This window comes from Ensifer sp. WSM1721, assembly GCF_000513895.2.
In the GTDB taxonomy this organism is placed as follows: Bacteria; Pseudomonadota; Alphaproteobacteria; order Rhizobiales; family Rhizobiaceae; genus Sinorhizobium.
In genome coordinates this window covers 141,015-159,445 of record NZ_CP165785.1, presented here as the reverse complement: position 1 = coordinate 159,445, position 18,431 = coordinate 141,015, and the positions used below count along the sequence as shown (strand labels likewise).

16 protein-coding genes and 2 pseudogenes are annotated in these 18,431 nt (G+C 60.5%); 10 read left to right on the top strand and 8 right to left on the bottom strand.

Features of this window, described 5'->3' with window-relative positions; all coding sequences use genetic code 11:
- The first annotated feature begins 5 nt into the window (after positions 1-5).
- From M728_RS29015 to pepT, 5 genes are all read left to right on the top strand, one after another.
- On the top strand, positions 6-983 hold the full coding sequence (locus M728_RS29015; protein ID WP_026621454.1) for an ABC transporter permease: 978 nt from the start codon (positions 6-8) through the stop codon (positions 981-983).
- A 13-nt stretch (positions 984-996) separates the two neighbouring features.
- Positions 997-1,872, top strand: a complete 876-nt coding sequence (locus M728_RS29010; protein WP_026621455.1) for an ABC transporter permease — start codon at positions 997-999, stop codon at positions 1,870-1,872.
- On the top strand, positions 1,869-3,542 hold the full coding sequence (locus M728_RS29005; RefSeq protein ID WP_026621456.1) for an ABC transporter ATP-binding protein: 1,674 nt from the start codon (positions 1,869-1,871) through the stop codon (positions 3,540-3,542). Before M728_RS29010 ends, M728_RS29005 begins: the two co-directional genes overlap by 4 nt.
- A gap of 89 nt (positions 3,543-3,631) precedes the next feature.
- Entirely contained in the window at positions 3,632-4,867 is a 1,236-nt protein-coding gene (locus M728_RS29000; RefSeq protein WP_026621457.1) for a CapA family protein, read from the top strand.
- 62 nt (positions 4,868-4,929) lie between these two features.
- On the top strand, positions 4,930-6,159 hold the full coding sequence (pepT, locus tag M728_RS28995; protein WP_026621458.1) for a peptidase T: 1,230 nt from the start codon (positions 4,930-4,932) through the stop codon (positions 6,157-6,159).
- A 126-nt stretch (positions 6,160-6,285) separates the two neighbouring features.
- Here the strand turns inward: pepT and M728_RS28990 are convergent, their stop codons facing one another.
- Positions 6,286-6,897, bottom strand: coding sequence for a hypothetical protein (locus M728_RS28990; protein WP_026621459.1), 612 nt, complete (start codon positions 6,895-6,897; stop codon positions 6,286-6,288).
- Positions 6,898-7,158: 261 nt separating this feature from the next.
- Positions 7,159-7,614: a transposase gene (locus M728_RS28985; RefSeq protein ID WP_026621460.1), complete on the bottom strand. Its 456-nt coding sequence runs from the start codon at positions 7,612-7,614 to the stop codon at positions 7,159-7,161.
- 328 nt (positions 7,615-7,942) lie between these two features.
- Here M728_RS28985 and M728_RS28980 point away from each other — a divergent pair.
- Positions 7,943-8,690: pseudogene (locus tag M728_RS28980) on the top strand (IS5 family transposase).
- A gap of 16 nt (positions 8,691-8,706) precedes the next feature.
- Here M728_RS28980 and M728_RS28975 read toward each other — a convergent pair.
- The gene (locus M728_RS28975; protein WP_026621461.1) at positions 8,707-9,180 is read right to left on the bottom strand and encodes a nucleoside deaminase; all 474 of its coding nucleotides are present in this window, start codon (positions 9,178-9,180) and stop codon (positions 8,707-8,709) included.
- 598 nt (positions 9,181-9,778) lie between these two features.
- Between M728_RS28975 and M728_RS28970 the strand changes: the two genes are divergently transcribed.
- A complete protein-coding gene (locus M728_RS28970) occupies positions 9,779-9,988 on the top strand; it encodes a hypothetical protein (RefSeq protein WP_026621462.1) in 210 nt (69 codons plus the stop codon).
- Positions 9,989-10,128: 140 nt separating this feature from the next.
- Here M728_RS28970 and M728_RS28965 read toward each other — a convergent pair whose 3' ends face one another.
- Together M728_RS28965 and M728_RS28960 are read right to left on the bottom strand one after the other, a co-directional pair.
- Positions 10,129-10,731 (bottom strand): hypothetical protein, encoded by a 603-nt coding sequence (locus M728_RS28965; protein WP_034883875.1) that lies wholly within the window; start codon positions 10,729-10,731, stop codon positions 10,129-10,131.
- 137 nt (positions 10,732-10,868) lie between these two features.
- Positions 10,869-11,846, bottom strand: a complete 978-nt coding sequence (locus M728_RS28960; protein WP_026621463.1) for a 3'-5' exonuclease — start codon at positions 11,844-11,846, stop codon at positions 10,869-10,871.
- A 344-nt stretch (positions 11,847-12,190) separates the two neighbouring features.
- On the opposite strand from M728_RS28960, the gene M728_RS28955 reads away from it, so the two are divergent.
- Both M728_RS28955 and M728_RS28950 read left to right on the top strand, forming a co-directional pair.
- Positions 12,191-12,496, top strand: coding sequence for a hypothetical protein (locus tag M728_RS28955; protein ID WP_026621464.1), 306 nt, complete (start codon positions 12,191-12,193; stop codon positions 12,494-12,496).
- A gap of 497 nt (positions 12,497-12,993) precedes the next feature.
- On the top strand, positions 12,994-14,298 hold the full coding sequence (locus M728_RS28950; RefSeq protein WP_026621465.1) for an amidohydrolase family protein: 1,305 nt from the start codon (positions 12,994-12,996) through the stop codon (positions 14,296-14,298).
- Between the two features lie 738 nt (positions 14,299-15,036).
- Here M728_RS28950 and M728_RS28945 read toward each other — a convergent pair.
- The 3 genes and pseudogenes from M728_RS28945 to M728_RS28935 all read right to left on the bottom strand — a co-directional run bounded on the left by M728_RS28945 (position 15,037) and on the right by M728_RS28935 (position 17,437).
- On the bottom strand, positions 15,037-16,026 hold the full coding sequence (locus M728_RS28945; RefSeq protein WP_026621466.1) for a YihY/virulence factor BrkB family protein: 990 nt from the start codon (positions 16,024-16,026) through the stop codon (positions 15,037-15,039).
- A 406-nt stretch (positions 16,027-16,432) separates the two neighbouring features.
- The gene (locus M728_RS28940) at positions 16,433-16,966 is read right to left on the bottom strand and encodes a cytochrome b (RefSeq protein WP_084044581.1); all 534 of its coding nucleotides are present in this window, start codon (positions 16,964-16,966) and stop codon (positions 16,433-16,435) included.
- A pseudogene (locus M728_RS28935) lies at positions 16,947-17,437 on the bottom strand (MarR family winged helix-turn-helix transcriptional regulator). Before M728_RS28935 ends, M728_RS28940 begins: the two are co-directional and overlap by 20 nt.
- 380 nt (positions 17,438-17,817) lie before the next feature.
- Between M728_RS28935 and M728_RS28930 the strand changes: the two are divergent.
- The gene (locus M728_RS28930) at positions 17,818-17,982 is read left to right on the top strand and encodes a TetR/AcrR family transcriptional regulator (RefSeq protein WP_245269728.1); all 165 of its coding nucleotides are present in this window, start codon (positions 17,818-17,820) and stop codon (positions 17,980-17,982) included.
- Positions 17,983-18,431: the final 449 nt, after the last annotated feature.

The following is an 18,431-nucleotide window of genomic DNA, read 5'->3' as shown; positions in this document are numbered from 1 at the left end:
CGGTCATGGGCATGATTTCGGTTGCATTGGGAAGGTTGTCCCAAGCCTTCCTGCTCCTCATCGCCATGTCGCTGATTGGTTTCATCGGCATCCACAGCGTCGGCAATCCGGTCTTCAACGTCGTCAACGTCGAAACCGCGACGCCCGAGGACATTCGGGCTGCAACGATCGCGCTCGGTCTCAATCAGCCGATCTGGCGCCAGTACCTCGTCTTTATCGGCAATGTCGTCAGCGGGAACTTCGGCATCTCCTACATCTATCACCTGCCGGCCTTCGATCTGGTGATGAGCAAACTGCCGGCGACGCTGGAGCTCGCCTCCATCGCGATGCTCATTGCGGCGCCACTCGGAACTGGACTCGGCCTGGTTGCTGGCCGACGGAGCGGTAGCCTGTTCGACAGAACCATGCTCAAGGCGAGCGTGTCTGCGCTGAGCATCCCTTCCTTCTGGCTGGCGATGATGCTTATCCTCGTAGGCGCCATCCTGACCGGCTGGTTCCCGTCCGGCGGCCGCGGCGCGACTGCAAGCTTCCTGGGGCAGGAATGGAGTTTTCTGACTGCAAACGGATTGTGGCACCTCGTGCTTCCGGCCCTGGCGCTGGCGATACCGAACATCGCCCTGATCGCCCGCCTGTCGCGATCGGGCACGATTGAGGTCGAAAACCTGGATTACACGCGGTTCTGCCGTGCCAAGGGGCTTTCCTCGCAAAGGATCTTGCTCCGCCACACGCTTCCGAACATCAGCGTGCCGATCGTGACAATCATCGGTCTGCAGTTCGGCGGCATGCTCGCCTTTGCCGTAGTGGTGGAATCAATCTTCTCGTGGCCGGGCGTCGGCAAGCTCCTGATCGACTCCATCCAGTTGCTCGACCGGCCGGTGGTGATGGCGACCCTGACCTTCATCGCGGTCGCCTTCGTCGTGCTCAACGCCCTTGTCGACCTCTTCTACGCCGTGCTCGACCCGCGCGTGCGCCTGTCTTCATGAAAGATGACCCGTCATGAAAGCCCAAATCCTAAGCGCGCTGAAAAAGCGCCCACATCGACCGGTCCTCACCGCGTCCAAGGTGCTGCTGGTTAGCTACATCCTGGTTGCCGTCGCCGCTCCGCTGATCGCACCACAAAATCCCTACGATCCGCTGCAGATCTACGGCTGGGAGGCGTCCTCCCCGCCCGGCACGCTTGGCAGCGGTGGCTATCACTACCTGCTCGGAACCGACGGGCTCGGCCGCGATATCATCAGCACCGTCCTCTATGGTCTTCGCATCAGCCTGGTGGTGTCGATCGTAAGTAGCGCGATCGCCGCCCTGATCGGGCTGACCGCCGGCGTCAGTGCTGCCTATTTTGGGAAGTGGGTGGATGTTGCGATCATGCGGCTCGTCGACCTGCAGCTGAGCCTGCCGACGATCCTGATTGCGCTCATCGCCATCGTCACGCTCGGGCCGGGCATAGACCGGATCATTCTGGCCTTGATCATCGCTCAATGGGCGACCTATGCACGGATCGCGCGCGGCGTAGCCTTGAGCGAGGCAAGCAAGCCCTACATGGACGCGGCCCGCTTGATGCGGCTGCCGACCTCCCGGATCGTCTTCCGTCACCTTTTGCCGAACAGCATCGCGCCCGCCATCACCTTAATACCGATAGAGGTCGGCCATGCCGTCGCACTCGAGGCAACCCTCTCCTTCCTGGGTTTGGGCGTTCCGATCGACAAGCCCTCGCTCGGCTCCGCGGTCGCAAACGGCTTCCAGTACCTACTGACCGGCCAATACTGGATCAGCCTGTTCCCGGGCCTCGCGCTCTTCGGCCTGATCGCCAGCATCAATCTCGTCGGCGAAGACGTTCGACGCAGCCTCGATCCAAGGAACCATGCGATATGACAGTGGAATGCGTGACGACACCCCTGCTGCGGGTGCAGAACCTTGTCCTTCGATATGTTTCCAAGGCCGGCTCAACGACGATCTTGTCGGATGTGAGCTTCGAACTCGGGCGCGGCGAGATCCTCGGTATTATCGGCGAGTCTGGAGCTGGAAAGTCGACCATCGGCAATGCCATCCTTGGCCTGCTTTCGCCTGAGTTCCAGCAGACGTCCGGAACGATCACCTTCGACGGCAAGGCGTTGGACGCCATGACGGCCGGCGAGCGGGAAGCCCATCGCGGGCGGCGAATATCGGCGATCTTCCAGGATCACACCGCCTCGCTCGATCCGTTGATGAGCGTCGGCGCGCAAGTTCAGGAAACCTGCCTTGCGGTCGACAGTTCCCTTTCGAGACGCGAAGCCCGCGCCCGCGCGATCGATCTGCTTGCCCGTGTCGGCATTCCGGAACCGGAGCGGCGATACCGCAATTACCCGCACCAGTTCTCGGGCGGGCAGAGGCAACGCGTCGTCATCGCCATTGCTCTTGCCGGCGCTCCTGACATCATTATCGCCGACGAGCCGACATCGGCGCTCGACGGGACTGTCCAGAAGCAGGTTCTGCAACTTCTAAAGACCCTTGTCGACGAAACTGGTGTCTCGGTCATTCTCGTCACCCACGACATGGGCGTGATCTCCGAAATCACCGACCGCGTTCTCGTCATGCACAAGGGGCAGGTGGTGGAGCAGGACCGGACGGCGGCCATTCTCGATCAGCCCCGCCACGACTACACGAAGAAGCTGCTTGCTGCGGTTCCGAGGCTTCGCATCCCGACAGCGACTGCCAACACGGGAAACGATGGCGACCAGAAGGTCGGTCTCGGCATCGACAGTGACCAAAGCCTGCTTCTCGTGGCGGAAGGCGTTTCGAAACAGTTCGCGCCGCAGGGTTTTGTCTGGGGCCTTGGCCGGAACAAGCCAAGATTCGGCCTGCGCGACGTCGGGATCCGGCTGCCGCGCGGATCGATCACTGGGATCGTCGGCGAGAGCGGAAGCGGAAAGACTACCTTCGGTCGTATCCTCGCCGGCCTCGACACCGCGTCGGCCGGCAGGATCAGAATCGGGGAACGGACATTCGACGTTTCAAGGAGCGCCCGCCGCAGCGGTCTTCTCGGCCGCGTCCAGATGATATTCCAGGATCCTTCCGTCTCCTTGAACCCGCGCATGACCATTGGCGAGACACTGGACGAAAGCATCCGTTTCGGCGCTAGGGCCGGTTCCGAGAACAGGCCGGCGGACGTTGCAGCGATGATGGAGAGGCTCCGTCTTGCTAAAAGCCTGCTTGCCCGCCATCCGCATCAGCTCTCGGGCGGACAGAAGCAGAGGGTTTGCATCGCCCGCGCGCTTCTTGCGGCTCCCGAGATCATCGTTGCAGACGAGCCGACGTCGGCGCTCGACGTGTCTGTCCAGGCCGAGATCGTCAGTCTGCTGAAGGATACCATCGCTGACAAGGGCATCACGATGATCTTCATCTCCCATGACCTCGCCATCGTCCAGGCGATGTGCAGCGCGGTTTACATCTTCAAGGACGGCCGGGTCGAGGATTACGGCTCGTCCGACTTCATCTTCTCCCGATCCGACAATCTCTACACCCGCACCCTCATCAACGCCCGACCGCAGCGCTTCATATGCTGAACTGTGGAGTACACCCCTGCGGCCGGGTCCACACCGGCACGGCCGACTCTCGAAACAAATGGCGTGCATCGCCACGGAAGGTCACTTCAATGAATGACAGGTTCGCTCTGGCCGTCACTGGCCAATCGCTGATCAAGCATGACATCCGCGACATCGACGCTCCGGCATACGGCAAGGTTCGGTCGCTGCTTCAGGAAGTCGATCTCTCCTTCACCAACTTCGAAAGCACGATCCTCGGCAATCACGGCGGCTGGCCACTCAAAGGCTCGTTCTTTGGCTGCAGCGACCCGGTCGTTCTTGATACCCTCAAGGACATTGGCTTCCAGGCGCTGTCGCTCTCGAACAACCATGCCTTCGACCTCGGCCCCTCTGGCGTGCTCTCGACGCTTGAGGAGGTGGAGAAGCGCGGCTTTCTCCATGCCGGTCTTGGCCGCAACCACGCGCAAGTCTCGCGAGCGAGCTCGGCTGTGATCGGCGGGCGGCGGGTCGCAATCGTAGCGATGGACGGAGGCCCTGGCCCGGATTTCATGTATGCCGCCGATGGCGATGACCACCGCCCGGCACGACCTGGCGTCAACCGGCTGCGGATCACGCAAAGGATCGAGTTGGACGGAGCCGCATTCGAGCAGCTTGCCACCATTCGTGACAAGGTCGGCTACACCGCGATCGATCTCGCCAATGACAGCCAGCCGGACGATCGCCCTCGCCTCGAGCCAGAAACCGAGATCGCCATTGCACGCGCGGTGTTCAAGCGCTCGGACCGGTGCGGGCGCAGCGTCCGCATCGATGAAGCGGATCTTCAAAGGAACCTTGCGTCAATCGGGGTCGCGGCGAGCGAGGGATCCCTGGTAATCGCTTATCTGCACCATCATCATTGGGCGTCGGACTGGTACCAGGTGCCGGATTGGGTGAGTGGTGTCGCCAAAGCGTGCATAGACGCGGGCGCCGCCCTGTTCGTCAGCCACGGAGCCCCCGTCCTCCAGCCGATCGAGATCTATCATGCCCGGCCGATCTTCTACAGCCTTGGCAACTTCATCTTCCATGTGCGTTCAGAGAAGTCGACCTGGACTGCACCGGAAGTCTGGGAGAGCGTCATCGGCGTCTGCGGGTTCGGCGCTGACAACCGTCTCGTCAAGATCACGCTTCATCCGGTCGTCATCGGCGGCGAGGCGGCATTGCAGGACGGCGTGCTGGAGCGGCGCCTGGCGCCGCATCTTGCGACCGGTGAGAGCGCCAAGCGGATCTTACGGCGGCTGTCAGAACAGTCGGAGGAGCTCGGCGTCGAGATCCACGTCTCCGATGGTGTCGGCATCATCCAGGTCTAACCGGCCACCCACCCGACCACGAAACGGGCCGGCGAGGCCGCATCCTCCACATAGGGAATATCATGGACGTCCGCCAGGAACTCATCAGCCGCTTCTTCCGCTATGCCGCGATCGAGAGTCAAAGCAATGGCCGCGCGAATTCCCTGCCCTCATCGTCCGGACAAGCGGCGCTCGCCGCCCTGCTGGCAGACGAAATGCGCGGGCTTGGCCTGGAAGACGTCCTCGTTGACGAGCATGCGATCGTCACCGGCGTCAAACGTGGCAACAGGCCACAGGCTCCACCGATCGGCTTTATCGCGCATCTCGACACAGTGGACGTCGGCCTCTCGCCCTCCGTCCGCCCGCAAGTCCTTCGCTTCGAAGGCAAGGATCTTTGCCTCAACGACCAGGAGGGCATCTGGTTATGGGTCGCCGAACATCCCGAAATTCTTGAATGGATTGGGGACGACATAATCGTCAGCGACGGCACCAGCGTGCTTGGTGCGGACAACAAGGCCGCCATCGCGGTGATCATGACACTTCTGGCCCGGCTCGATCAGCAGGACGGCCACGGCGACGTCTTCGTCGCCTTCGTGCCGGACGAAGAAATCGGATTGCGTGGCGCCAAGGCGCTGGACCTCTCGCGCTTCCCCTGTGATTTTGCCTACACGATCGATTGCTGCGAACTCGGCGAGGTGGTGCTAGAAACGTTCAATGCCGCATCTTGCGAGATCGTCTTCACTGGCGTCAGCGCGCACCCGATGTCTGCTAAAGAGATACTAGTAAATCCGCTGCTGATGGCAATGGACTTCATCTCTGACTTCGACCGCAAGGATACGCCTGAATGCACGGAGGAACGCCAGGGCTTTTTCTGGTTCAAGGACCTCGTCGCCAACGACAGCGAGGCAATATTGACCGCATTGATACGGGATTTCGACACAGATGCCTTCAATCGGCGCAAACGTCGGATCGCCGAGGTCGCAGAACGAATGCGATCACGTTATCCCACCGGGAATGTTCGGTACCAGATCACCGACACCTATCGAAACATCTCCAGGAGCCTCGCTCGCGACGATCTCGCCGTCGCTCTTCTATTCAAGGCCATGGAGCAACTCGGAATCGAGAAAAAACTAATCCCGATGCGCGGCGGTACGGACGGCGCGGTCCTCTCCGCCAGAGGAATACCGACACCGAACTTCTTCACCGGCGCCTACAACTTCCATTCACGCTATGAGTTTCTGCCGGTACCAGCCTTCGTAAGGTCGTTGGAAGTTGCGATCAGGATCTGCCAGCAGGCGGCGAGCTTTTCCTGAACTTGCGAAACGCGAGCACGTAGACTGTGTTTGAGGCTCGAGCGCCAGGCAGTTGTTTCCGCGTCCACGCGGCTATCCGCGGAACTCGCGCCTCAGCAGGTTTCTTGGACCCGACACCAGTGCGACCTATTCGGCATCGAATCGTTCAAGCATCTTCTTGAGCCAAAGGTTCTGTGCACGAAGCTGTTCAGCCAGTAACCCCTTGAGGCGCTTGTTGTCTGCGTCCAGGGCGGCAAGCTCGTCGAGGGAGATCGGATCGCCGACAGTCCCGGTCTGCGCCTTTCGATCCTCGTCCCCAACCTTCTCCATTCTCGCGATCGTCTGGGCGGGGGCGCGCTCGGCGCGCTTTCGAGGAGTGCCGGTTGATGTCGTTCGAGTCTGCGACGCCGGTTGGCTCCCCTGTGCTTGCACAACCGCTTCAGCTGGATGATCGGCCACATGGTGCTTCGAGATTTCGACCTCTGCGCCGTTGGCAAATGGTGTCGCTGCTGGTGTAACGTCGACGTCGTTGGGGCGTTCGTTGACAGCCTCTGCATTGATCGGATCGGTCGGCCCAATCTCACCCGACTCAGGCGTTCCAGGTCCTTCATTTGAATCGAAGAGATGCGGCGCCGTATCTTCCACTTCCCTGGCCAAGGCCTTTAGATCTGTGTCTCCCCAGATTGAGTTCGGTTGGGCTTTTGGCTGTCGTCGCCTCGACTTGAATTCAACAACGAATCTCCCTTGTGGCGTCTTCATCTACTTTCGATCCCAAGCAACCGTAAAAGATGCAACGCCGATCGGCGCCGCTGCATTCCTGCTGGCGCACCAATACAGCCCTTCCTCGCGCGCTTCAACCGCTCACCAACCACGCAGCTGGCGCGCTTTTCACCCGGCAAGAGCGGGGACACAGCAGGGCTTCGTTTGCCGCGCCAATGCCAAATGGGGAGCAAATATAAGCTTCGGCGTAACACGGAGGACGCCGAAGAAACATCGCCCGGCGCATTCCCGGTCCTTTGGCTAGTCCAGACCGAGCCTCTTGCGCAAGTCGGCATTCTCCGCTCGCAGCTTCTCCGCCAGGAGCTTACGGAGCCGCTGGTTTTCCTCTTCGAGCTGGACAAGATCTGCCAACTCATCGCCGGCCGGTAGGGGCTTGCTACCCGTAGTGTCCTTTTGCTCGGCAGGCTTCGCAGCACCTTTCCAATGATAGTAGGTTTGCTCTGATATGCCGGCGCCCTTGATAGCGTCCTTGAGGGTGCTGCCATCGCTGACTTGCGTCGCGATCAGCCTCAACTTCTCGCTCTTCTCTTGCTCGGTATACGCCCTGCGTTTAGCGGCCGGCGTCTTTGATTGAGCTGGTTCGGAAGCCGCCTTCTGAGGCCGTGGCGACCTCCGCTTCTTAGCCGTTGGTGCTTTCACTTCTGCGTCCGCCGCTGCAGCCTCAGCAACTGGTCCTGCGTTACTCTCGTCAGCCATCAGCAATTCCCTCCTTTAGTCATCGCCTGTTTTCGGCTGAGTGCTCCACAGAGTCAACACGACCATTAGAGTCCTGCTTTACGGATAGTTGATGTTTGGCTTGTGCCTCGGGCCTGGCGATTGACGGTCAAAGGCGCCCCGCTATCACCCGAACCAAGCGGCCTGCTTACGACTATCTCCAATTCACCGATCGTGGCGACCCCTACAGGTCGACACAGGTTCGGCGCGAGCGGCATCACAGTATGATGAAGCAGGGCACCGCCTTCTAGGCTCAGGACCTATTAATTCCGATTGAGATGTGATTCACGGCTTCCAAAAGGAGGCTGCGATGGGTGATTTGTTTTTGCTGAGCGAGCGCCAGATGGTGCGGATATCGCCGTTCTTTCCCCTGTCGCGCGGGATGCCGCGGGTCGATGACCGGCGAGTCGTGAGCGGCATCGTCTATGTGATCCGCAATGGTCTGCAGTGGAAGGACGCGCCGACTGGCTACGGTCCGCACAAGACGCTCTATAACCGCTTCATCCGCTGGAGCCGGATGGGTGTTTTCGACCGCATCTTCGCCGGGCTCGCCGGCGAAGGGCCGAGACCCGAGCGTATCATGATCGATGCGACGCATCTGAAGGCCCACCGCACCGCGGCGAGCCTTTTAAAAAGGGGATGTCCCCGTCGTATCGGGCGAACAAAGGGCGGTCTGAACTCGAAGCTTCACACCGTTTGCGACGGCGAAGGCAGGCCGATCATCCTGCTCCTGTCGGAAGGCCAGATGAGCGACCACAAGGGCGCCCGTATCGTGCTCGGCGCGCTCCCACCGGCCTCTCATCTGATCGCCGATCGCTGTTATGACAGCGCCTGGTTCCGAGAGGAACTCGAAGCCAGGGGTATCGAACCTTGCATCCCGTCGAGCCGAAGCCGAAAAGTCCCATACGCCTACGACACCGCCCTCTATCGTCAACGCCACAAGGTTGAGAACCGCAAAGCTCAAGGATTGGCGGCGCATCGCCACCCGCTACGACAGATGCGCCCACACCTTCTTCTCGGCCATCTGCATCGCAGCCGCCGTCATCTTCTGGCTCTGATCGATGAGCCCTGAGCCTAAACCTTGCCCAGATGCTTCGGCCAGAATTCCTGGTGGACTTCGGCGGCTTCGTCTTCGAGGTTCGTCGGGCCAACCACAGTGACGTTGCGCGCGCCGGTTTGCAACACCGCCCGGCTCGGCACGTTCAACCCGATCCCCGCGATCTCGCCAAGCCGCGTTTCGGAGCACGCAAACACCATACGTCCGATACCCGACCAGTAAATCGCCCCGGAGCACATGGCGCACGGCTCTGTGCTCGTGTAAAGCGTGCAGTCAGCGAGAAAAGCCGTGTCGTAGTGCTGCGCCGCCAGTTTGACCAAGTTCATCTCGGCGTGGTTCGTCATATCGTGGCCGGTGAAGACGCTGTTTTCGGCCCGCAGGATGACTTCGCCTTCCTTCACCAGCACCGAGCCAAACGGTTCGTCGCCGCCTTCCATCGCGGATTTCGAGAGTGCGATCGCCTCGCGCAAAAACGGCTCGTGGTTTTCCATCGGAGTCTCCCCAAACACTAGAGCGTGATGATCTTGTCTTGAATCGAAGGGATTTCCAAGGGCTGCAAATCAGATTCAAAGTCGGTGATCTGCATCGTCAACCGTCATCTTCTGGTTCTAAGCAATGAGTCCTGAGCCTAGAGATCACGCCGCCCATCACTGCAAAGGTGATCGTCATGCTTCAATTGCTTGGCCACCTCTACTTCTCATTTTCTACCGGCGCCCGTTGGACGCCTAATATAAATTCCGCACATGAAATTCGCTTAAAAGTAATACTTGAAAATAGACTCGACCGGAAAATCGTTCTCTGGTTCTATCTTGACATACTGTTTCCAGTAGCAAGGGTGTAGCGAATGGCTTACGACTGGGATGGAAAACGCACACGTCGGCTCCAAATGCTCAAGTTCATGGGAGCTCTGGCTATACCTGCCCTGCTATTCAGCTCCGCCATTGCGGCACTGCAGTGGACCGATACGCATGGTCGGGCCGTAAGGACGGCTCACCATCGATAGATCTCCAGCGAAGCTGCGCCCCCGAATCAGACTGAAACGCGAAGGGCACGAAAGGGCTTCCGCCGCATCGGGTGGAGGGAGGGCGAATGATGAGTTTAGCTCAAACCATGAGTTTCAATCCAATTGGGCCTGACGAGTTGGAAATGATCGGAAAGGCCTTCCAAGACGAGCTGCAAAGAAGAGCTTTGTCACGCAAGTCTGAAGAAGCTGAAGCGCTCGCCGCTGACCTGATCAGCGCTTATCAAACAGGGATTCGCGACGACCTAGGCTTGAGCATTGTCGCTGGGCTGTCCTGAAGCGCAGCGTGCATCGGCGAATATGCGCTGAGCGGGTTGACGGCCCGCCTGCTCAGCAAGGCCTCACACTCATTCAATTCAGTGGCGGCGAGGCTTTGCCAGACTACGCGAGTGAGCGCTTGTAGGGCGCGCTGCCAAGCTCACGAAACGTCGAAGCGCTCGAGCATCTTCTTTAGCTGAACGTTCTGGAGATGAAGCTTTCGAGCGAGCTGGGTCCTCAGCATTTTGATTTCTTCTTCAAGTGTTCCCACTTCCTGGAAGAACAAGTCACGTGAAGACGAGGGCTGCAAACTTTGATGATGTGTTGGGGCGACGGCTCTCTGGGCAGCCACGTGGGGCTTGGCTCTCTTCCTGCGTTCTCGACGCTTGACCAGCGGTTTGCTCTGCGACTTTGTGCTTGTCGCTCTTTTCGGAGCTAACGAACTCGCTTCGGCACCCGAATGGTCGGCTTCATGTCGCACAGTTGTTTCAGCCAATTCTGTATGGATCGGCGGTTTTGACGCCTGTGCGACATCGTCATCGCTATTCGCCTTAACCGATGCCACCGACCCTTGATCCGCCGAGAGGTCCTCATCGTGCGCAGGTGGACTGGCAGCTACCGTCAAACTGGTCAGATGCGCGGACCTATCCACTTCGCTCTCGAGAGCCTTGGGATCGGTGCCATTCCCGATCGAACTCCCTTGCGCTTTCGCCGATGGTCGCCGCGACGTCAATCGGGTAAGGAATTTCCACGGTGTCTTCATAGTGTTCCCACCTTGAGCATGCCGGATTGCGATCCTGCTGCAGCTGTTGCTTCCTCACACGTTTCGAGACGGCAATACCATCGCGGTAACGAGCCTGCGCAACCGCTTGCCTCGGCCCATGTGGCAAGGCCCTCCCATCAAGCCTTGTACCGATCAAACGCCGTCAGCCTTTTGACCGGTGGGTCGGCCTCTTCCCACCGGTAGATCTCTGACCTCAAAAAAGCGAGCTCCGCGGCGAGGTGCTCCTCGTCGATTTCGATCCACCAGGATTTCGGACGGCCGTCGCTGCCATCCGACCAGCGGTATCCCCGAGCCTTCAGATGATCTTTCATGTCGAACGGACTGTGCTCGGCGAAGATGCGCACGCGCGAGCGCTGACTTGTCTTGAGAAGTTCCGCAAAAGCGCTTGGTTGCGTCGCCCCGTCGCCGCCGGCGAGCACCTCGAGCAGAGCAAAACAGTCGTCGACGGCGCGATGGCCATCGTGGAAATAGCCACTTTGACCAATCAGATAGCCGAGCTTCGTGCCCTCGAAACCGCGCGTCGCCCAATCGACCTCCTTGACGGAACAGGCCCATGCCTTGTCGGAAAACATGCTTGAGAACGCCTCGCAGAAAGGACGATCGAAGCCGGCATTGTGGGCGATCACCAGATCGGCCGGGTCGAGCAACGCTCGAAGCGACCCGACATCGATCAGCTGCCCGGCAACCATCTCGTCGGTCATTCCTGTGAGTCGGGTGATTTCAGGGGGGATCGGGACGGTCGGCTGCTGCAGGCCGCCGTAAACGCCCGTGACATCGCCGATATGGCCGTCGTCGTCAAAGGTGAACGCAACTGCGCCGATTTCGATGATCTCGTCCTTGCTGTGGTCAAGGCCCGTCGTCTCGGTGTCGACGATCACTCCGATGCGAGGAAATCCCGGCCGTGGTATATCGACGATCTGGCGGCCGACAAGCTTGCGCAGGACGCGATAGCTGCCGCTCTCCTCCAAAAGCCGGGCCATACCCTCGTCATCGAGTGGCGTCCGTCGCCGCAGCTTCAACGGTCCCCGCAGCTTTACTACGACATCATCGCCTGGCTCAGGCGGCGAGGCAAACATATCCAGCTGAGATGCCATCGGCTTTTAGTGTCCTCGGGCTTCGGCGCACCAGTGCGGTGCGGATGATGCGTCAGGATAGAAACCGAGGGAGCCTCTGGCAATGCGAATGAGGTCGGCAGAACAGGACACACAAGCTAGAATGCCCGAAAACCTGTGAAAAAAAGATACCCTTTCTCGGCACCGCCGCTCGATCGCTACGGCGCCGTCGAGACGCACTCGAGCGGATTCGCTACCACCCAATTCACCACCTGTGGGACGCGACTCACTCAAGCGATAGACGATCGGTCGTGCAAGGTTTGAGTTGACCGTTTTCGATGGCAAGGCGACACTTGCGACGTGCAGCAAGGGCAGGAGGAAAAATGATGGCCGAGCCAGACTACTGGCGCCACATGGCAAGCGCGCCGAAAGACGGCAGTCGGATCCTCGTCACGATCCGCCCGTCCGAACAGGGGGCGGCCGAAGTTGACCTCGCGTACTGGTCGAATGGCGATCGGTTCGGCCCAGAAGGCTGGCGCGCCGCTGATTCCTCGCCCGGCCGCATCATCGAATACGCCGAACCCGAATTAAAGTGCTGGATGCCGATGCCGTCAGCCAATCTCAATCGCACCTCCATGCCCTTACCCTGGGAAGGCGATGACGACCAAGAACTCTACGGGTCAGGGATTTAAGAACCCGCGCTGCCGGCAATCTCCGCCGTTCCCGTTGATACATTGCGATCTTCTTGGCCCAGAAGGTGAACATCCTCGCAACAGGCGTGTACAGGGCTCGTGAAGAATGGCTCCCTTCGACCCCCAAAGCGGAAATCCCTCGGCCGAATTCTTACACGCAAGACCCGTAGGCGGCGCCTCGTCAGAATCGTCTGCTCGCTTCCTAAGGGAACGTTGCACTGCTAACCCTGATATCATCGCGGAGGGCTTGACTTTCGACACGGCCCTTCACGGCGAAGAGACTGGGCTGGAACGCTTCTTGACGCCGACGCCGTATAAGCTACAACTTGTCCTTGCGCAGTGATCATCTCTCCTCCTGAAGCGGGATAATCGTCATGTGTCAAAAATCCTTCGGATCGCAGAAGCTGGCAAAGGTTGTGGCGCATGCCGTGTCCTGCGCCGCAGCGTTGTTCTTTCTTGCGCGCGGAGTTTTCACGATGCTTCGCTCTGGCAGAGAAATGCTTGCGGCGGCTCTCCTGCTCGGACTTTGCGCCACCGCAAGCGCCGATGACGTGCTTTTCGAAGACGTCCGCATCTTCGACGGAAAAGGTGCTGCTCTTTCGGCTCCGTCGAATGTGCTGGTCAAGGGCAATGTGATCGCGGTGATATCGGCAAGCCCCATCGAGGCCGAAGGCGCTGAGCGCATTGCCGGCGACGGGCGAACGCTGATGCCGGGGCTGATCGATGCGCACTGGCACGCAATGCTGATAGCGTCCACCCCGGCAGAGGCGATGGGCGACGTCGGCTTCGCCAATCTCGCGGCCGGCGACGAGGCGACGGATACGCTGATGCGCGGCTTCACCACCGTTCGCGACGTGGGCGGGCCGGCGTTCGGCCTCAAGCGCGCGATAGATCAGGGCATCATCGCGGGACCGCGCATCTATCCGTCTGGAGCCATGATCACTGTGACCAGCGGGCATGGGGATTTCCGCCAGCTCAGCGACTTGCCTCGGACGATCGGCGGCGTGTTCACCCCCATGGAGAGGAACGGCGGCAGCATCGTCGTGGACAGCCCCGACGAGGTGCGTTTGCGTGCCCGCGAGCAGTTCATGCAGGGGGCCGCGCTGCTGAAGTTGACAGCGGGCGGCGGAGTGTCGTCGCCCCACAGCCCGCTCGACGTCACCACCTTCACCGAGCCCGAACTGAGGGCCGCCGTTGAGATTGCCGAGAATTGGGGCACCTACGTCGCCGCGCACGCCTTCACCTCGGATGCGATCCGGAAGGCTATCGCGGCTGGTGTGAAGTGCATCGAACACGGCTTTCTCATGGACGAGGCAACCGCCAGGCTGATCGCCGAAAAGGACGTTTGGCTGAGCTTGCAGCCGCTTCCCGAGTTGATGAGGACAGGCCTCCGGCAGGGTTCGGTCGAGCGCGCCAAGGCCGATGAGGTGTGGCCAGGCATCGGCAGGACATACGGACTGGCAAAGAAGTACAAGATCAAGACGGCCTGGGGTACGGACGTCCTGTTCTCCCGTGCGCTGGCGAAGCAGCAGGGGGCAATTCTGGCCTCGCTCGTGCGTTGGTACACGCCTGCCGAAGCGCTGGTCATGGCCACCGGGACCAATGCCGAGTTGCTGGCGCTGTCGGGCCAGCGCAACCCCTATCCGGGAAAGCTCGGCGTGATCGAGGAAGGCGCACTCGCGGACCTCCTGCTCGTCGAAGGCAATCCGCTGGAGAACATCGACCTGGTGGCTGATCCTGCGAACCACTTCAAAATCATCATGAAGGACGGCGTCATCTACAAGAACACGCTGACACAGTGAGGAACGCCTGAGCCGCCTGTCTTGCTGGACGCCGCCGGTGGTCTGCCGGCCGTAGAGCGCCGGCACTCGCAGGCGAGCGACAAGGAACGGCCGCTCACTACCCACTCGCGACCTTCCCGCGGTCTCCGCTGCACTTCACTTCTGAAGGGTATTCGGAGATGCGCGATCGGGCGCGCTGCCGCAGCGGCGAACAGCGAGCTTATTGGATCATTCGCTTCTCCGAAAGGTGTTGCGGAGTGTCGTGTCGTGATCGACAAGGCGCGCTTAGCCCGTAGGCGAGAGACGAGTTGCCGTCCAGCGGCCAAGCTCAACGACATCGATCCGCAGCATGGCTTGCTGACGTTCTCGCCCGCTCGCCGAGCACCCTGCCAGAGCGGCGTACCGCTGATATTTCGACAGAACGATCTTCATCCCTTGCCCCACCAGATTACCCGTTCGACGGGAACTTATTTCAAAGCACCCGGAAACGCCATCAGGGATCCTGGTGCGTCGATCGGAGGTGGACGGTGAATCGAAAATCGCGCTAGATCACAAGGGCAACTACTCACCGGGGGAGTGATGAAGGACGCCGTCTGACATTGGCGTGAATCTCGTCCGACGAGCTTCCGCTCAAGTCCCAACGAGACTTTTTATTTTTCAGATTTTTGCGGCCGCGGGCCGCATTCTGAGACGCATGTGTTGGCGCTAGGCACGAGCCAGGTGCGCCGGCCGCTGGGAGTCAGGACGGCGCCGGCGCACTCAATCGCTGGACTTGCCTATGGTGTCAGCCACGTGGGCGTCGCGCTTGCCCATTTTCTTGGGCGGACCGGTCGTGGAATCGCGCGTCGTCTGGTGCTCCAGCTCTGCGTTAAGCTCCGCGCCCACGATGATGATCATCGTCGATACCCAAATCCAGAGCATGAAGCCGATCAATGCGCCCATTGCGCCGTAGGTGGCGTTATAGTCCGCGAAGTTGTCGATGTAGAATGAGAACAGAAGCGACGCGGGGAACCAGCAGAGCGTGCTGAACGCTGCGCCCCAAGTGAGCCACCTCAGCTTCGGTGGATCTCGATCGGGCCCGTAACGGTAAACCAAGGCGATGGCAGCGCCAATCAGGAGCAAGAGCACGGGCCAGCGCGCAATCCTTGCAAGCCTCTCCAGCCATTGGTCGAGCGGCAGAAAGGCAAGGACTGCCGGCAAAACCGCGATGGCAGCGATCAGTACAGCCGTGATCAGGAGACCACCCGCCGTAAAGCCAAGGATAAGCAGCGTCAGCCGGATGAAGCCTCGCTCCTCAACTTCGTCATAGGCGATGTTCATGGCCTCGAAGAGTGCTGCCACCCCGTTACGCGCGCTCCAGAGTGCGATGAGTAGCCCAGCAATGAAGCCGATACTCAGACTGGAGGCCTTCTGCGACGAGATCGCCTGCAATTGGTCCGTCACCAACTGAAGCGACTGCTTCGGCAGGACGCCCGCCAGGAAGGTGATCTGCTCACCAATGCCCGCCGGATCGGAAATGAGGCCGTAGATTGACACCAGCGAGGTCAGTGCCGGAAACAGGGCGAGAAGAATATAGAAGGTGACGCCGGCTGCGATGAGCGGCACCCGGTCTTCGCTGACCTGTGAGACCACGCGCCAGAAAACGTCTCTCAATCCACGCGCCGGGATGTCGCCGGGGGTGGTAGCGGTCCGTCCTCTCCCCGGCTCGTCCCGTGCCGCTGCTTCTTCTTGGTTTTCGTGGGAATTCATGGCGAGACCTCGTAGTTCGAGCGCCCCAAGGAAAGCGGGAGCCGCAACCTTGATCGGCTCACGTGACGCGCGTCGACGCTCTATGGGCGGTGAGCTTCCATACCAACCGCTCACTTTATACCTTGTTCCACTCGAGGCGGGTCCGTGCGCGGAGGACTCCGCCCCAGGTAGGAGGCGACGTCAAAAATTCGAGAATGCCATCCAAGTAGAGGACATAGCGTTGGTTTCCCCCTAAACAACGCCAAGGGAGATCAAATCGCGAACACAAGACGGACGCCGCGCTGACCTTCTCATTCCCGGTGGGGTTACGTCGTTGCTTGTCGAACTTGAAAGGCCGAGAAGGGCCGATTGGCCAACTGCCTTCGATCCCCAGGGGAAGTCGGTGACAAGCGTGGTGCGGCCTTGCTCAGCGACCGTACCACATCCGGCGTAGCAGCCCGTCACGCCGAATAAAATGATGGTATAGCGCTGCCCCGGCGTGGAACGCCAACAGCCGCGCGAGCAGCCGGCCGCCCAAGCCATGCGGCACGCGCGGGGGATAGTCGGTGAAGTTCGGCAGTGCCGCGCCAGGCGGGCCAAAGACCGCAGGGGCCGCGCCGCTCAGGATCATCATCCCGATGCCGCTGGCGGCCATCCCAAGCACCACGATGTAGAAGCCCAAATGTACCCAGCTTGCGATCCGTTCCTGCCAGGCGGGCGATCCCTCCACGGGAAGCGGCTTGAGATCGAACAGCCACCACCAGACGATGCGAAAGACCGTAAGAACCAGCACGACGATCGCCACCGAAATGTGAACGCGAAGGAACGGCGTCTTGACCGCCGCATCCACGGCGTTCGCGGCTTGGAAGCCGGAGCCGAGCAGGACCAGGATCAGGATCGCGGTCAGCCAATGAATGGAGACCGCCACCGCGCCATAGCGGTCACGGTTGCTCTTCAGCATCCCCGTTTCCTTCCAGTTTCCGGCGCAGCGCCGACATGACGCCGCGCATCGTTTCGAGGACTTCGACCAGAAGCCCCTCCGAGAGCTCGTTGACCAAGGCGCCTGCAGGCGCATGGCGGCATCGTAGGCGTGCTTCCCTTGTCGGTCAGAACGACGAGTTGGGCCCGCCGGTGATGCGGGTTGGGCTCGAAGGCGACGAGCCCCTCCTTCTCCAAATCATTGACGATGCGCTGGACGTTCTGGCGGTTGGCACCCATGTCGCGCTCAAGCCACGCCACCGGCTGTGGCCGCTCCGCCGCGACGATCGTGCCGAGGACCTGCCAGCGGGCGCTCGTCAGGCCAAGGCCCGCGACCAGCCTGTCGCCTGCCGCGAGCATGCGATTGTTGAGCCGGAACAAGTCGAGAAATCAGATCGGTCAAGGCGGTTCCCGCTGGCGTTCGCCGGCGCTGTGCCGCTGATATAGACTTCATTAAACCCTTTGATCCATTCGGCCTGTTGGCCGATACATCGTCCCGAGAGGATCAGCCGGTTGGCCTAGTCCGTCGGACGGCTCTTTGCCGCCCTTGAAGCGGCGCCGGCGGAGGGCCGCTAGGCACTCACGCTTCTTCATGGACGCCGCCGCCAGCACCGAGGTCGCCAAGCCGCACCGGAATTGCGGGCGCTATCTGCGAATGACAGCGTTGGATCGAGAATTCGCCTCCCTCAGCGTAAGATGCTATTGTCGTCGGTGTAGATCGCAGCCGGCTCCCATGACCGAGAACAGAAGAACCAATGACCCCAGGGCGTGCGTCGCCGGATCGTTGACACGGCCTACAGCGCCTTTTTCAGCCAGGGATACATCGCCACTGGAATGTTGGAGCTCCGCGAAAGGGCTTCAGTGTCCGGCGGTGCAATGGCGCATCATTTCCCGGCGAAGCGCGAACTTGGCTGGTGGTCATCCGCGATCGGGTGGCCGAAGCCGTCCGGCAAACGTGGATCGAACCGCTGCATTGGCAATGGAAGTCTCTCACCATGACCCGGAAATGCGCGATGCTCTCAGCGGGGCTTACCGTTCCTGACACGAGGCGCTATCTGGGAAGTTTTCAGACGGACGTGCAAAAAAACGCACACGCGACGTCAATCCGAGCAGCCTCGCAACGCTCGTAATTGCCGCCTATCCCGCTGCCATGGCGATTGCAAAGGCACGCCACGACGTCGGTCCGCTCGTCGACTGCCGGGGGAACTGGCGGCGATGCTGGCGACCAAATATTGCTTGGCAAAATAGCCTTGTCGGTCTTCAATCGGACCCAAAGGAGACTGTCCTGCGACGAAGTCGAAAGGCCGCTCTGCCCAGGAACTCAAGCCATCCGCAGAGGCGGTCTTTTCGCGAATGCGCGAGTGAAAAAGCGTTCGGTACACCATGCTGACTCGCGCGCTCGTGGTAACACACACGAACGGTCTCCGGATCTGACCTGCGTCGGCCGG

Excerpts from the sequence above, each read along its gene's own strand:
- M728_RS28950 (WP_026621465.1), top strand. The coding sequence starts at position 12,994 with ATGCTTGCGGCGGCTCTCCTGCTCGGACTTTGCGCCACCGCAAGCGCC.
- M728_RS28960 (WP_026621463.1), bottom strand. The coding sequence starts at position 11,846 with ATGGCATCTCAGCTGGATATGTTTGCCTCGCCGCCTGAGCCAGGCGAT.
- M728_RS28930 (WP_245269728.1), top strand. The coding sequence starts at position 17,818 with ATGTTGGAGCTCCGCGAAAGGGCTTCAGTGTCCGGCGGTGCAATGGCG.
- M728_RS29000 (WP_026621457.1), top strand. The coding sequence starts at position 3,632 with ATGAATGACAGGTTCGCTCTGGCCGTCACTGGCCAATCGCTGATCAAG.
- M728_RS29005 (WP_026621456.1), top strand. The coding sequence starts at position 1,869 with ATGACAGTGGAATGCGTGACGACACCCCTGCTGCGGGTGCAGAACCTT.
- M728_RS28970 (WP_026621462.1), top strand. The coding sequence starts at position 9,779 with ATGATGAGTTTAGCTCAAACCATGAGTTTCAATCCAATTGGGCCTGAC.
- M728_RS28945 (WP_026621466.1), bottom strand. The coding sequence starts at position 16,026 with ATGAATTCCCACGAAAACCAAGAAGAAGCAGCGGCACGGGACGAGCCG.
- M728_RS28955 (WP_026621464.1), top strand. The coding sequence starts at position 12,191 with ATGGCCGAGCCAGACTACTGGCGCCACATGGCAAGCGCGCCGAAAGAC.
- M728_RS28990 (WP_026621459.1), bottom strand. The coding sequence starts at position 6,897 with ATGAAGACGCCACAAGGGAGATTCGTTGTTGAATTCAAGTCGAGGCGA.
- M728_RS28965 (WP_034883875.1), bottom strand. The coding sequence starts at position 10,731 with ATGAAGACACCGTGGAAATTCCTTACCCGATTGACGTCGCGGCGACCA.
- M728_RS29010 (WP_026621455.1), top strand. The coding sequence starts at position 997 with ATGAAAGCCCAAATCCTAAGCGCGCTGAAAAAGCGCCCACATCGACCG.
- pepT (WP_026621458.1), top strand. The coding sequence starts at position 4,930 with ATGGACGTCCGCCAGGAACTCATCAGCCGCTTCTTCCGCTATGCCGCG.
- M728_RS28975 (WP_026621461.1), bottom strand. The coding sequence starts at position 9,180 with ATGGAAAACCACGAGCCGTTTTTGCGCGAGGCGATCGCACTCTCGAAA.
- M728_RS28985 (WP_026621460.1), bottom strand. The coding sequence starts at position 7,614 with ATGGCTGACGAGAGTAACGCAGGACCAGTTGCTGAGGCTGCAGCGGCG.
- M728_RS29015 (WP_026621454.1), top strand. The coding sequence starts at position 6 with ATGGGCATGATTTCGGTTGCATTGGGAAGGTTGTCCCAAGCCTTCCTG.
- M728_RS28940 (WP_084044581.1), bottom strand. The coding sequence starts at position 16,966 with ATGCTGAAGAGCAACCGTGACCGCTATGGCGCGGTGGCGGTCTCCATT.